Origin of the sequence: Saccharopolyspora phatthalungensis, assembly GCF_014203395.1 — a bacterium.
In the GTDB taxonomy this organism is placed as follows: Bacteria; Actinomycetota; Actinomycetes; order Mycobacteriales; family Pseudonocardiaceae; genus Saccharopolyspora; species Saccharopolyspora phatthalungensis.
Window position 1 is genome coordinate 3251538 of record NZ_JACHIW010000001.1, and the last position, 13379, is coordinate 3264916.

Sequence of the window (13379 nt, forward strand, 5' to 3'; positions counted from 1 at the left end):
CACTCCGGGCCGGCGGCCCGGCCGGTTACCCTCGCATAGGTACCCAGGTACATCCATCGACTCTGGAGCCCGTGAACCCGTGTTCGACACTCTCTCCGACCGGCTCACTTCGGTCCTGACGAACCTGCGCGGCAAGGGGCGGCTGTCCGACGCGGACATCGACGCCACCGCGCGGGAAATCCGCATCGCCCTCCTCGAAGCCGACGTGGCGCTTCCCGTGGTGCGCAACTTCATCAAGGGTGTCAAGGATCGCGCCAAGGGGGCCGAGGTCTCGCAGGCGCTGAACCCGGCCCAGCAGGTCATCAAGATCGTCAACGAGGAACTGGTCACCATCCTCGGGGGCGAAACGCGTCGGCTGGAGTACGCCAAGAACCCGCCCACCGTGATCATGCTGGCGGGTCTGCAGGGCTCCGGTAAGACGACGCTGGCCGGCAAGCTCGCCAAGTGGCTCGCCGGGCAGGGCCACACCCCGCTGCTGGTCGCCTGCGACCTGCAGCGCCCGAACGCCGTGAACCAGTTGCAGGTGGTCGGGGAGCGCGCCGGGGTGCCGGTGTTCGCGCCGGAGCCCGGCAACGGCGTCGGCGACCCGGTCGGGGTGTCCCGCCGCAGCCTCGACGAGGCCCGGCGCGCGCAGCACGACGTCGTCATCGTCGACACCGCCGGCCGGCTGGGCATCGACGAAGAAATGATGAAGCAGGCCGCCGACATCCGGGACGCGATCACCCCGGACGAGATCCTGTTCGTGCTGGACGCGATGATCGGTCAGGACGCGGTGAACACCGCCGAGGCATTCCGCGACGGCGTCGGGTTCTCCGGCGTGGTGCTGACCAAGCTCGACGGCGACGCCCGCGGTGGTGCCGCGCTGTCGGTCCGCGAGGTCACCGGCCAGCCGATCATGTTCGCCTCCAGCGGCGAAAAGCTCGAAGACTTCGACATCTTCCACCCGGACCGGATGGCCAACCGGATCCTGGGCATGGGTGACCTGCTGACCCTCATCGAGCAGGCCGAGCAGGCCTTCGACCAGGAGCAGGCCGAGCAGGCCGCGCAGAAGCTGGGCACCGGCCAGCTGACCCTGGAGGACTTCCTGGAGCAGATGCAGGCGGTCCGCCGGATGGGGCCGCTGCAGAACCTGCTGGGCATGCTCCCGGGCGCGGGCCAGATAAAGGACCAGCTGGCCAACTTCGACGAGAAGAGCCTGGACCGCATCCAGGCCATCATCCGCGGCATGACGCCAGCCGAGCGGGCCGATCCGAAGATCATTAACGCGTCTCGGCGGCAGCGCATCGCGCGCGGTTCCGGGGTGGCCATCAGCGAGATCAACGACCTGGTCAACCGCTTCTTCGAAGCCCGCAAGATGATGCAGCAGATGGCCGGGCAGTTCGGCGGATTCGGCGGCGGTGGCAGCCGGAACCGCAAGGGCAAGAAGGGAAAGAAGGGCAAGAAGGGGCGCGGCCCGACCCAGCCCAAGGGCATGCGCGGCCTGCCCGGCGGTTTCCCCGGGCTGCCCCCGGGCGGCATGGGCATGCCGGGCTCCGGCCCAGACCTGTCCAAGCTGGAGGGCGGCATGAACGACCTGCCCCCCGGTTTCGACCCGTCGAAGCTGAACTTCGGCAAGAAGAAATGACCGCGCTGCACCTGCGCGCCGTCGTGCTGCCCGACGGCGTGCATCGCGAACTGTGGGTCCGCGACGGACGGATCAGCCTGGAGCCGGTGCCCGGGGCCACGACGGTGTTCGACGGCGGCTACGTGCTGCCGGGTCTGGTCGACGCGCACTGCCATGTCGGGATCGGCGCCGACGGCCCGGTGGAGCTCGACGAGGCCGCGGCGCAGGCAGAAGCCGACCGGGACGCCGGAACATTGCTGATTCGCGACTGCGGCTCACCGGTCGACACCCGGCCGCTGCGGGAGCGCGCGGACCTGCCCCGGATCATCCGAGCTGGCAAGCACTTGGCGCGCCCCAAGCGTTACCTCCCGTACCTGGCCGACCAGCTGGAGAACGAGGAGCAGTTGCCCGCCGCGGTCGCCGAACAGGTCGCTTACGGCGACGGCTGGATCAAGCTCGTCGGCGACTGGATCGACCGGTCGGTGGGCGACCTCGCGCCGCTGTGGAGCGACGAGGCGCTGGCCGAGGCGATCGCGACGGCGCACCGCCTGGGTGCCCGCGTCACCGCGCACGTCTTCGGCGAGTCCGCGCTGCCCGGCCTGATCGCGGCGGGCATCGACTGCATCGAGCACGGCACCGGGCTCACCGACGACACGGTCGAGATGATGGCGCGGCACGGCACGGCGCTGGTGCCGACCTTGATCAACGTCGAGAACTTCCCCTCCTTCGCGGCGGCTGCGACCAGGTACCCGGCCTACGCCGCGCACATGACCGATCTGTACGAGCGGGCCGACCGGACGGTCGCCAAGGCGATCGAGGCGGGCATCCCCGTGTACGCAGGCACCGACGCCGGTGGCGGTATCGCGCACGGCTTGCTGGCCGACGAAGTGCTCGCGCTGCACCGGGTCGGGATGTCGGCCGAGCAGGCCCTGGGCGCGGCGTCGTGGGCCGCGCGTGAGTGGCTGGGCTGGTCCGGGCTTGAGCACGGCGCCCCGGCCGACCTGGTCTGCTACGACGCGGATCCGCGCAAGGACCTGACGGTCCTGGGCCACCCCAAGCGCATCGTCCTGCGCGGCAACGTCGTCGGCTGAGCGCGATCGGGCGCATGGAGTCGGTTCCGGCCGCCTTCCCGACCCGGCCGGATCGCGTGATCGCTTCCTCAGGTGGCGGATGACCCTGTTCCCGGAAGCCCGATGCGGCTTGCCTGTTCGTGAGACCTTGCCTGTTCGTGAGACATGGCGGCGACTGGATACGCCTTCGCGGTGTGACCTTGCTCGCTCGAATGTGCAGCTCGGCAGCGAGGACCGGGCGTCGCTGCCGAGCCCGGTGATCGCCTAGGCTGAGGTTGATGAGGGGAGCGCAGCGTGGGTGAGCAGCCCGAGCGGGAACGACCGGAGTTTCCGGAACCGCCGGGGGAACCGGGCCCGAAGCCGTCGGCGCCGTTCTCGCGACCGATGCATCCGGCGCAGGACAGCACCGACCCGGACCTGCACCCGCGGTTCTGGGAAGCGCAGCTGGAAGCTGCCCGCCGCGGCTCCCTGGCCTGGGGTTTCGCCGCGTTCTTCATCGGTTACGGCGGCTACTACCTGGCCGTGCTGATCCTCCACGCGATCCGGGCGGAGCGGGCAGGCGGGTTCGACCCCACCAAACCGCCGCACACCGGCCCGCTGCTCTTGCTGGCCTTCGCCCCGAACATCCTGCTCGGCCTGGTGCCGGCGGTGTTCTCGTGGTGGCGCGGCAACGGCCTGCGCTCGGACTTCGGCATCCTGCCGAAGCGGCGCGACCTCAAAGTCGGCTTGGCCTGCGGCGTCGTCGCGCTGCTCGGGTCCTGGGCGCTGACGATGGTGATCATCGCGATCTCCGGGCCGCCGCCGGCGAGCGATCTGGCGCGGCTGATGCAGGGCGAGCGGACCGTGTGGCTGTTCCTGTTCGCGCTGTTCGCCTTCCTGGGCGCGCCGCTGACCGAGGAACTGCTCATGCGTGGTGCGCTCTGGGGTGCCTTGGAGCATTACCGAATCCCGCGATACGCGATCCTGGTGCTCACGGCGTTGATCTTCGCCCTGATTCACCAGGAGGTGTGGCGTACTCCCGTGTTGTTCGTCGGTGGCCTGGCGATCGGCGCTGCGCGCATGATCACCGGTCGGGTGGCTGCGAGCATGATCGCCCACGCCACGAACAACTTTCTGCCTGCATTGCTGTTGTTCGCCGTCGCCGGGTGAATATCGCTGCCGTCCGCCGCGCGGGCGACGGTAACCTGGCGGCTCCGCCGGTGTCCGCACGTCGACATCGCCAGGCAAGTGGCCGCCTAGCGGCACCACGGAGGCGCCCGTGAACGTACCGCAAAAGCCAGATCGCGCCGGGAACGCGCCGCTGCCGCCCAACCCGCCGGAACCCGCACTGGGCCGGACCCATCGCTGGGGGCTCGGCGCGTTCTTCTTCGCGCAGGCGATCTTCGTGCTGGTTTCGGTGACGCTGGCCGCCGCGCTGGGCAGCCCGGACGGCATGGCGATGGTCCTGATGCTGGTGCTGCCGACCGTGCTGGCCGGCGCGGTGGCGGTGGTCATCACCCTGGTGCGCGGCAACGGCCCGCGGCTCGACTTCGGCCTCGAATGGCACTGGTCGGACGTCACCACCGGCCTGGCGATCGGGGGTATCGGCCTGGTCACGACGACCATCGCCTCGATGCTGTGGATCCGCTGGATGGGGCCGGGAGATGGGCAGTCCACTGTGAGCAGCCTGCTCGACGGCGTGCAGTTGCCGCCGGCGCTGGCGGTGGTGATCTTCCTGCACATCTGGTTGGTGGCGCCGCTGTGCGAGGAATTGCTCTACCGCGGGCTGCTCTGGGGCGCGATGGAACGGCTCCGGTGGAGCCAGCTGAACGTGTTCGTGCTCAGCACCGCGGTGTTCGCGATCGGTCACTTGGAGCCGAACCGAACCGCTCTGCTGCTGGTGATCGCCATCCCGATCGGCGTGGCCCGGATGGTGACCGGAAGGCTGACCGCGAGCGTGGTCGCGCACCAGGTGAACAACTTCCTGCCGGCGCTGGGGTTGTTGCTGATCTCCCTGGGGTTGCTACCGACCTGAGCCCGGCGGGCGAACCGGCCCCGCAAGCTTTCGGGGTTCGCGGTATCTGGCAGAATGGGATGCTGTTCGCCGCGAGGGGTCCCTCTCACCGCTCGTGGCCGATTGACCTACGAGCATTCCACTCCGCTGCCCCACACGGCTTGGCATGTTCACCGGAGCACGAACGAGAGTCTGAGGAGCACCAGCACCCGTGGCTGTGAAGATCAAGCTCGCGCGGATCGGCAAGATCCGCGAGCCGCACTACCGCATCGTCGTCGCCGACGCCCGGACCCGCCGCAACGGCCGGGCCATCGAGACGATCGGGCAGTACCACCCGAAGGAGAACCCGAGCGGCATCGTCGTCAACTCGGAGCGGGTGCAGTACTGGCTGGGCGTCGGCGCGCAGCCGACCGAACCGGTGCGCAACATCCTGGAGATCACCGGCGACTGGCAGAAGTTCAAGGGCCTGCCCGGTGCCGAGGGGCGTCTGCAGGTCGCCCCGCCGAAGCCGAGCAAGCAGGAGCTGTTCGAGGCCGCGCTGGCCGCGGCCGGCGAGGAGCCCACCACCGAGGCCACCACCCCGAAGAAGAAGGGTGCGAAGAAGGCCGAGGACACGGCTGAAGAGCAGAAGTCCGAGGAAGGTCAGGCGTGACAGTCCTCGCGGACGCGCTTGAACACCTGGTGCGCGGCATCGTCGACAACCCCGACGATGTCCGCGTACAGCTGCTCACGACCCGGCGCGGTCGCACCCTTGAGGTGCACGTGAACCCGGACGACCTGGGCAAGGTCATCGGTCGCGGTGGGCGCACCGCGACCGCGCTGCGCACTGTGATGTCCGGCATCGGCGGTCGCGGTATCCGGGTCGACGTGGTGGACACCGACCGCTGAACATGATCATGAGCGAGTCCGAGCCGCAAATCCTCGCTGTCGGTCGCGTCGTCCGGCCGCACGGCGTGCGGGGGGAGCTTGTCGTCGAGGTGCTCACCGACAGCCCGGAGCTGCGGTTCGCTCCCGGCTCGGTGCTCGGGGTCCAGCGGCGCGGGGTGGTCCGCGCGCAGAACCTGACGGTGACAGCCGCCCGGCAGCACGCCGGGCGGCTGCTCGTGCGCGCGGCGGGCGTCGAGGGCCGGGAGGCCGCCGAGGAGCTGCGCGGCGTGCTGCTCACGGTCCGCTCCGACGTCCTCGAACCGACCGGCGACCCGGACGAATTCCACGACCACGAGCTCATCGGCCTGCTGGTGGTGCAGGTCTCCGGTGCCGCGGTGGGTGCGGTGCAGGAAGTGCTGCACACGCCCGCCGGGGAACTGCTGGCCGTGCGCACCGACGATGGCCGGGAGGTCCTGGTGCCGTTCGTGGCCGAGATCGTCCCCGAGGTCGATCTCGCCGCCGGCCGCCTCGTCGTAGACCCGCCGGAAGGGTTGCTCGACGCGGAGTAACGCCGGACCGGCAACAGCGAGCAAAACCGCCCTCGCCGTCCGGCGGGGGTGTTTCCATTTCGAGGGCCCCATGCGCATCGACGTCATCACGATCTTCCCTGACTACTTGGCCCCGCTGCGGGAAGCGCTGCTGGGCAAGGCCATCGAGCGCGACCGGATCGCGGTCGGCGTGCACGACCTGCGGAACTGGACGCACGACGTGCACCGGGCGGTGGATGACAGCCCGTACGGCGGCGGCCCCGGCATGGTGATGAAGCCGGACGTCTGGGGCGAGGCGCTGGACGCCGTTTGCGGTACCGCGCAAACCCCGGTGCCGCGGCTGGTGGTGCCGACCCCGGCCGGACGGCCGTTCGACCAGCGCACCGCGATCCGCTGGTCCGCCGAGCCGTGGCTGGTGTTCGCCTGCGGCCGCTACGAGGGCATCGACCAGCGGGTGATCGACGACGCCGCGACCCGGATGCCGGTGGAAGAGGTCTCCATCGGCGACTACGTGCTGGTCGGCGGCGAGGTCGCCGCGCTGGTCATGATCGAGGCGGTGGCCCGGCTGCTGCCCGGCGTGCTGGGCAACCCGCTGTCGGCCGAGCAGGACTCGTTCTCCGACGGGCTGCTCGAAGGCCCCTGCTACACCCGGCCCGAGGTGTGGCGCGGGCACGCCGTGCCCGACGTGCTGCGCTCCGGAAACCACGCCGCGATCGCCCGCTGGCGCCGCGATCAGGCGCTGGCCCGGACTTACCGGCGGCGCCCGGACCTGCTGGCCGCGCTGCCGACGGGGACCCTGGACGCGGCCGACCGCGCACAACTCGATAAGCTGCGCGAGTCGGAGCATTCCGACGAGTCCCGGGATGCCGGAGACGCGCCGCGTTGACCCCGCGTCGGTGGGGGCGGTTCAGACGTCGAAAAGCGGATCTGGCACACTGGAACGGTTGATGCAGCCGAACGGCAGGTTCGGCGTGCGCACAAGCAAGTTCATCCCGTGTCAGGCGGTGCCCATCAATTGGGTTGGGTCATCGACATGCGAGAACACGGGTGCCTTCGACACGGATGAGGACGGACCACCGATGAACACCCTGGACGCGCTGGACGCCCAGTCGTTGCGTTCCGACATTCCGGCCTTCCGGCCTGGCGACACGCTGAAGGTCCACGTCCGCGTCATCGAGGGTTCGCGCGAGCGGATCCAGGTCTTCCAAGGCGTGGTCATCCGCCGGCAAGGCGATGGCATCCGGGAGACCTTCACCGTGCGCAAGATTTCCTTCGGTGTCGGTGTGGAGCGGACGTTCCCGGTGCACACCCCGAACATCGCGCAGATCGAGGTCGCGTCGCGCGGTGACGTTCGGCGGGCGAAGCTGTACTACCTGCGCGAGCTGCGCGGCAAGAAGGCGAAGATCAAGGAAAAGCGCGAGACCGCGCCGGCTTCCTGATCGACGATCTACGCGGAACCACCGAACGGCCCAGGTGCGCTCGCATCTGGGCCGTTCCGCATATCCGGCAACCCGGACAGGCGGGCGTTTTGCCCGGATTCCCGGCGGGCGACGCGCGCGAACGCCGAGAGCGGAATGCTCCACCTTTGAGTGATCGCCGCCCCGTCCGATCTTCAATGCGCCGCCCAGGCGAATCGGATATAGCGGAAAAGAGCACGTCACAGCGGTCTCCTCGGGTCTCCGAGTCGGTTGCCTGTGGCGGGGGAGCGCGTCGGCGTGCGCCGTGGTTCCAGTAGCCTGGCCGGGTGGCCGACGTCATGCGCAGCGGATCAGCAGAAGACCCCCACGACGAGGAGCACCACAGCGGTGCCCCGGAGGAGTCGGGGGGCCGCTCCCGCCGTCGCAAGCCCAAGGGCAAGAAGAAGGGCTCGTTCTGGCGCGAGCTACCCATCCTGATCGTCACCGCCCTCGTGCTGACGGTGCTCATCCAGGCGTTCCTGGCCAGGGTGTACGTGATCCCGTCGCAGTCGATGGAGCAGACCCTGCACGGGTGCACGGGCTGCAACAACGATCGGGTGCTGGTGGACAAGATCACCTACCGGTTCGGCGATCCGGAGCCGGGCGACGTGGTGGTGTTCCGCGGCCCGCAGGCCTGGGTGCAGAACGAGTTCGAGACCGAGGAGACCACCAACCCGGTCGCCAAGTTCTTCCAGGGCGCTGCGTCGCTGCTGGGCTTCGGCGCCCCGGACGAGAAGGACTTCGTCAAGCGGGTGATCGCCGTCGGCGGCCAGACCGTGGAGTGCTGCGACGCGCAGAACCGGGTGCTGGTCGACGGCAAGCCGCTCAATGAGCCCTACCTGTACTGGGAGCCGGGCCGCGGGGTTGGCCAGGACGAGTTCAAGCCGGTGACGGTCCCGCCGGGGCACCTGTGGGTGATGGGCGACAACCGCAACGACTCGGCCGATTCGCGCGTGCAGGGCGGCGGCGGCCTCAGCGGCGCGGTGCCGCTGGACAACGTGATCGGCAAGGCGCAGGTCATCGTGCTGCCGCCGACCCGCTGGCAGAGCATCCCGGAACCGAACCCGCAGACCACCGCGCTGGGCGCGCCCGGCTGGCAGACGGGGGTGCCGGTGGGTGTCGGTTTTGCCGCGGCGTTCCCGACGGTGTGGCTGGGTCGTAGGCTCCTCGGTGTGGTGAACAAACGACGGTCGCCGGAGTGACGTCGACGTGACGGTGGCGGAGTTCCGGCCGCCGAGGTCGGTGATCCGGCGCAGCAGTGGTAACTGGGCCCTCCAGAGCGCGTTGGACCGCCGGGGACTCGGGCCGGTGGCAGGTGTGGACGAAGCCGGGCGCGGCGCGTGCGCGGGTCCGCTCGTGGTGGCCGCGTGCGTGCTCAAACCCGGGGACGCGCGGCGGTTCGACGGGCTGACGGATTCTAAGGTGCTTTCGGAGGCGGATCGGGAACGTTTGTTCGACCGCATCACCCAATGGGCGCTGGGCTGGTCCACCATCGTGATCTCCGCCGAGGACGTCGACGCCCTCGGCATCCACGTGGCGAACCTGGAGGGCATGCGGCGCGCGGTCGCGCAGCTCAACACGCACCCCGGCTACGTGCTCACCGACGGCTTCCGGGTGCCGGGGCTCGCCTCGCCCAGCGTGGCGGTGGTGAAGGGCGACCTGGTGGCGGCCTGCGTGGCCGCCGCGTCGGTGCTCGCGAAGGTGACCCGCGACCGGCTGATGACCGCTGAGCTGCACGTCGACTTCCCGGACTATGGGTTCGACGAGCACAAGGGGTACAGCACGCCGGTGCACTCGGCCCGGCTGACGCGGTTCGGTCCCTGCGCCGAACACCGCTGGTCCTACGTGAACGTGGTGGCCGCGGCGCAGCGGCACGGGATGCGTTCGCCGCGAACCGTGACCAGCAAGCCCGGCTTGTTCGATGCTTCTGACGGGGATGTGGTGGACAATGAGGCGTTGTAGTCCGAACGGCAATGCAGAAGGGCTCGCACAGCGATGAGCGCCGAGGATCTCGAAAAGTACGAGACCGAGATGGAGCTGCAGCTCTACAAGGAGTACCGCGACATCGTCGGGCAGTTCACCTATGTCGTGGAGACCGAACGGCGCTTCTACCTGGCCAATGCGGTGGACGTCCAGGTGCGTAACTCCGACTCGGAGGTCTACTTCGAGGTGGCGATGTCGGACGCATGGGTGTGGGACATGTACCGACCGGCACGGTTCGTCAAGAACGTGCGGGTGATCACGTTCAAGGACGTCAACGTGGAGGAGCTGGACAAACCGGATCTCCGGCTGCCGGAGAGCGGCCCGTTCGGTTCCTGATCTGGGGCGTCGAAGCGGCTCGGGCGGTCGAATTCCGACCGCCCGAGCTTTTTTGCGCAGTAGTGCCGCACGCGGCAGATTGCGCCGCATCGTGATGTCGGAATGCGATTGAGCGCGTTTGCCTCGCGGTGAGTGCAGGCATTTGCGAATCGTTCCGACCCGTCCGGGTGAGCTGAGTTGTCCACAGGGGACCGCTTACTCCACAGATTTCCGATCGGTACTAGAGATTGCTGTCGATCCCGGGCACGTTGGAGGTATCGACGTGCCCGGATCCGTTGGCGCACTTGGTGAAACTCTCTCACGTGCTCCCGGCGGACCGGCATGGATACCCGAATGCCGAACCGAGGAGGACGCCGTGCGCCGGAAAAAGGTCGTGGGTCAGCTGTCCGATGACGACACCAGGGGCCGCAGACACGCGTTGGGCGTCGAAGGGGAGCGGCTGGCGGCCGCGCTCCTGGAACGCCGCGGCCTGACCGTGCTGGACCGGAATTGGCAATGCCCGCAAGGAGAACTCGACATCGTCGCCACCGACGGCGACACCGTGGTGTGCTGCGAGGTCAAGGCGCGTTCCGGTGTCGACTACGGCGGACCGATCTACGCCATCGGGCCGGAGAAGATGAACCGGATCCGGGGTGTGGCGCGGTCCTGGCTGGCCGCGCGTGACCTGGTGGGTTGCCGGGTGCGGTTCGACGTCGTGTCGGTGCTGTGGCCACCGGGCAAGCGGCCGTGCATCAAGCATCTGGAGGGGGCGTTCTAGATGGCACTGCGGCGAACCTGGGCGGTCGCGCTGTTCGGGGTCGACGGCGTGCTCGTCGAGATCGAGGCGGACGTGCGTCATGGCGGTCTGCCGTCCGTGCAGCTCCTGGGCCTGCCCGATACCGCCCTGCAGGAGGCGAAGAACCGGGTGCGGGCGGCGATCCAGAACTGTCGGGAGGACTGGCCGGCGAGCTGCGTGACGTTGGCGCTGTCCCCGGCCGCGATGCCCAAGACCGGCACGTCCTACGACCTGGCGCTGGCCTGCGCGGTGCTGGCCGGGGCCGAACTGGTCCCGCCGCACCGGCTGGCGGGCACGGTGTTGTTCGGCGAGCTGGCCTTGGACGGCCGGATACGGTCGGTTCGCGGGTTGCTACCGGCGTTGCTAGCAGCCCGTCGAGCGGGCATGCGCCGGGCGGTGGTTCCGGTGGTGGGGCTGGCCGAAGCGCAGTTGGTGGAGGGCATCGAGGTGCTCGGAGCCGAGCACCTGCGGGACGTGGTGGCGTGGCTGCGTGACCTCGCCGAGCTCGAGCGCCGGCCGCCGCCGATCGACGAGCCACCGGCCGACGACGTGCCAGACCTCTCCGACGTGCTAGGCCAGCCGGAGGCGAGATGGGCCTTGGAGGTGGCCGCGGCGGGTGGTCATCACCTGCTGATGGTCGGGCCGCCGGGCACCGGCAAGACGATGCTGGCCAAGCGGTTGTGCGGGTTGTTGCCGAGCCTGACGGCGGCGGAGGCGCTGGAGGTCACCGCGATCCGTTCGGTGGCCGGCGACTTGCCCGAATCGGCTGCGCTGATCCGGACGCCGCCGTTCGTGGCACCGCACCCCTCGCTGTCGATCCCGGCCCTGGTCGGCGGCGGCACCGGGTTGGCCCGACCGGGTGCGGTCAGCAGCGCGCACCGCGGGGTGCTGCTGCTAGACGAGGCATGCGAGTTGGGATCGAAACGACTGGAGGCGCTGCGCACGGCGTTGGAGGAAGGCGAGGTCCGGCTGGCGCGGCGTGATGGAACGCTGCGCTACCCGGCGCGGTTCCAGCTGGTCCTGGCGACCAACCCGTGCCCGTGCGCACCTGCTCGGGACCTGGACTGCCAGTGCCCGCCGCAGGTTCGCCGACGGTACCTCGGCAAGCTGTCCGGACCGTTGCTGGACCGGGTTGACCTGCGCGTCCGGATGCGCCCGATCACCGCGATGACCGTCCACAGTGGTGCCGAGCCGGAGGGCTCCGCGGCGGTACGCAAGCGGGTGGAGCAGGCTCGGTCCGCCGCGCGGGAGCGGTGGTCCGCGCATGGATGGCAAACCAACACCGAGGTGCCGGGGCCGGTGCTGCGGCGCGAATTCGGGCTGCCCGCCGCGTCGACGGGGCTGCTGGATCGCGGGTTGGAGGTCGGCGCGATCACGGCCCGGGGCGCCGATCGGTGCCTGCGGGTCGCCTGGACGCTGGCCGATCTCGACGGCCGCGATCAGCCGGATGCGGAGCATGTGGCGGCGGCACTGGAATTCCGGGACAGGAGGGCGGCGTGATGACGAACTGGGCTTCGATAGGCGAGAAGACGAAGCAGGAGTTGCTGGTCGCAAGGGCTTTTCTGGTCGGTGTTGCGGAGCCGCCCGCGCCGGCGCTGGCCGGGTTCGTCGCGGAGCACGGCCCCCGTCGGGCGGTCGACCTGATCCTGCGGGACAAGGCGCCGCCGGAAGTCGGCGCAGAGGTGGAGGCGCGGCGCGCGCACGTCTCCGGCGAACAGCTGTTGTCGGCTTCCGAGGCCGCCGGTGCTCGACTTGTCGTGCCGGAGGATCCCGAGTGGCCGCACGAGGCGTTCGCCTGCTTGTCCGGGGCGCGAACGGTCGAGCTACCGGGGATGGCCGAACCGATCGCGCTGTGGGTCCGCGGCAAGGCCGGGCTGGGCGACGCGGCGGAACGCGCGGTGGCCGTCGTCGGTGCCAGAGCCGCGTCGGGCTATGGGGAGCACGTGGCGGCGGAGTTCGGCCACGGACTCTCGACGGCGGGATTCACGGTCGTCTCCGGGGCCGCGTACGGGATCGACGGGGCTGCGCACCGGGGTGCGCTCGCGGCGGGCGGCCTGACGGTGGCGTTCCTGGCCTGCGGTGTCGACGTCGATTACCCGGCAGGCCACGGCAGATTGCTCCGCGCCATCGCCGACCAAGGCGTCGTCGTCAGCGAGTACCCGCCCGGCACACCGCCGCGCAAGCATCGTTTTCTGGTTCGTAACAGGCTGATCGCCTCGGCCGGTCGCGCTACCGTGGTGGTCGAGGCCGGGGCTCGCAGCGGCGCCGCCAATACCGCGAACACCGCCGATGCCTTGGGGCGTCCCGTGTTGGCCGTGCCGGGCCCCGTGACATCGAAGAACTCGGTGGGATGCCACGGGATGGTCCGGTCCGGCCAGGCCGTGCTGGTCACCCGCACCCAGGACGTCGTCGAGGCGCTGACTCCGCTCGGCGCACAGTCGTCGGTCGAACTTCCCGCCCAGCACCGCCGAACCGACGAACTGCACCCGCACGCGCGTCGCCTGCACGATGCGCTGGTCGGCATGGATTGCGCGAGCCCGGACGAGCTGGCGCGGGATTCGGGACTACCGCTGGGCAAAGTCCGGGCCTTGCTGCCGGAGCTCGAACTGGCCGGGTTCGTGGCCCGGTCCGAACGGGGGTGGTCGGCAACGGAGTGAGCGAGCGACAGCATGGTGACGGCCCCGGGCCCGGCACCTCGGATTTGCCTGCGCATTCTTCGCTGTGCAAGCCGATTCCCGCACCGTTCA

Annotated in this window: 15 protein-coding genes; all 15 read left to right on the plus strand. The window is 69.8% G+C overall.

Translation table 11 applies throughout. The annotated features are described in order from the left end of the window. Positions 1-79 precede the first annotated feature (79 nt). The 15 genes from ffh (at position 80) to dprA (ending at position 13289) form a co-directional block, all read left to right on the plus strand. Positions 80-1624 (plus strand): signal recognition particle protein, encoded by a 1545-nt coding sequence (gene ffh / locus BJ970_RS15035; RefSeq protein WP_184726836.1) that lies wholly within the window; start codon positions 80-82, stop codon positions 1622-1624. Next, a complete protein-coding gene (locus BJ970_RS15040) occupies positions 1621-2694 on the plus strand; it encodes a metal-dependent hydrolase family protein (RefSeq protein ID WP_184726837.1) in 1074 nt (357 codons plus the stop codon). The genes ffh and BJ970_RS15040 overlap by 4 nt, the downstream gene beginning before the upstream one ends. Positions 2695-2967: 273 nt before the next feature. Next, complete coding sequence (locus BJ970_RS15045; protein WP_184726838.1) at positions 2968-3822, plus strand: CPBP family intramembrane glutamic endopeptidase; 855 nt, start codon at positions 2968-2970, stop codon at positions 3820-3822. Between the two features lie 109 nt (positions 3823-3931). Further along, entirely contained in the window at positions 3932-4687 is a 756-nt protein-coding gene (locus tag BJ970_RS15050; protein WP_184726839.1) for a CPBP family intramembrane glutamic endopeptidase, read from the plus strand. Positions 4688-4877: 190 nt separating this feature from the next. Beyond that, on the plus strand, positions 4878-5318 hold the full coding sequence (gene rpsP, locus BJ970_RS15055; RefSeq protein ID WP_184726840.1) for a 30S ribosomal protein S16: 441 nt from the start codon (positions 4878-4880) through the stop codon (positions 5316-5318). Then, the gene (locus tag BJ970_RS15060; RefSeq protein ID WP_010305954.1) at positions 5315-5554 is read left to right on the plus strand and encodes an RNA-binding protein; all 240 of its coding nucleotides are present in this window, start codon (positions 5315-5317) and stop codon (positions 5552-5554) included. The genes rpsP and BJ970_RS15060 overlap by 4 nt, the downstream gene beginning before the upstream one ends. 8 nt (positions 5555-5562) lie before the next feature. Next, positions 5563-6102: a ribosome maturation factor RimM gene (rimM, locus tag BJ970_RS15065; protein ID WP_184726841.1), complete on the plus strand. Its 540-nt coding sequence runs from the start codon at positions 5563-5565 to the stop codon at positions 6100-6102. A 70-nt stretch (positions 6103-6172) separates the two neighbouring features. Further along, entirely contained in the window at positions 6173-6967 is a 795-nt protein-coding gene (gene trmD, locus BJ970_RS15070; protein WP_184726842.1) for a tRNA (guanosine(37)-N1)-methyltransferase TrmD, read from the plus strand. 193 nt (positions 6968-7160) lie between these two features. After that, on the plus strand, positions 7161-7520 hold the full coding sequence (rplS, locus tag BJ970_RS15075; RefSeq protein WP_184726843.1) for a 50S ribosomal protein L19: 360 nt from the start codon (positions 7161-7163) through the stop codon (positions 7518-7520). 305 nt (positions 7521-7825) lie between these two features. Beyond that, entirely contained in the window at positions 7826-8740 is a 915-nt protein-coding gene (gene lepB / locus BJ970_RS15080) for a signal peptidase I (RefSeq protein ID WP_184726844.1), read from the plus strand. 7 nt (positions 8741-8747) lie between these two features. Next, the gene (locus tag BJ970_RS15085; RefSeq protein WP_184726845.1) at positions 8748-9500 is read left to right on the plus strand and encodes a ribonuclease HII; all 753 of its coding nucleotides are present in this window, start codon (positions 8748-8750) and stop codon (positions 9498-9500) included. A gap of 33 nt (positions 9501-9533) precedes the next feature. Then, positions 9534-9857, plus strand: coding sequence for a DUF2469 domain-containing protein (locus BJ970_RS15090; RefSeq protein WP_009943624.1), 324 nt, complete (start codon positions 9534-9536; stop codon positions 9855-9857). A 355-nt stretch (positions 9858-10212) separates the two neighbouring features. Next, a complete protein-coding gene (locus tag BJ970_RS15095; protein WP_184726846.1) occupies positions 10213-10614 on the plus strand; it encodes a YraN family protein in 402 nt (133 codons plus the stop codon). Further along, entirely contained in the window at positions 10615-12132 is a 1518-nt protein-coding gene (locus BJ970_RS15100; protein ID WP_184726847.1) for a YifB family Mg chelatase-like AAA ATPase, read from the plus strand. After that, the gene (gene dprA, locus BJ970_RS15105) at positions 12132-13289 is read left to right on the plus strand and encodes a DNA-processing protein DprA (RefSeq protein WP_184726848.1); all 1158 of its coding nucleotides are present in this window, start codon (positions 12132-12134) and stop codon (positions 13287-13289) included. Before BJ970_RS15100 ends, dprA begins: the two co-directional genes overlap by 1 nt. Positions 13290-13379 lie beyond the last annotated feature (90 nt).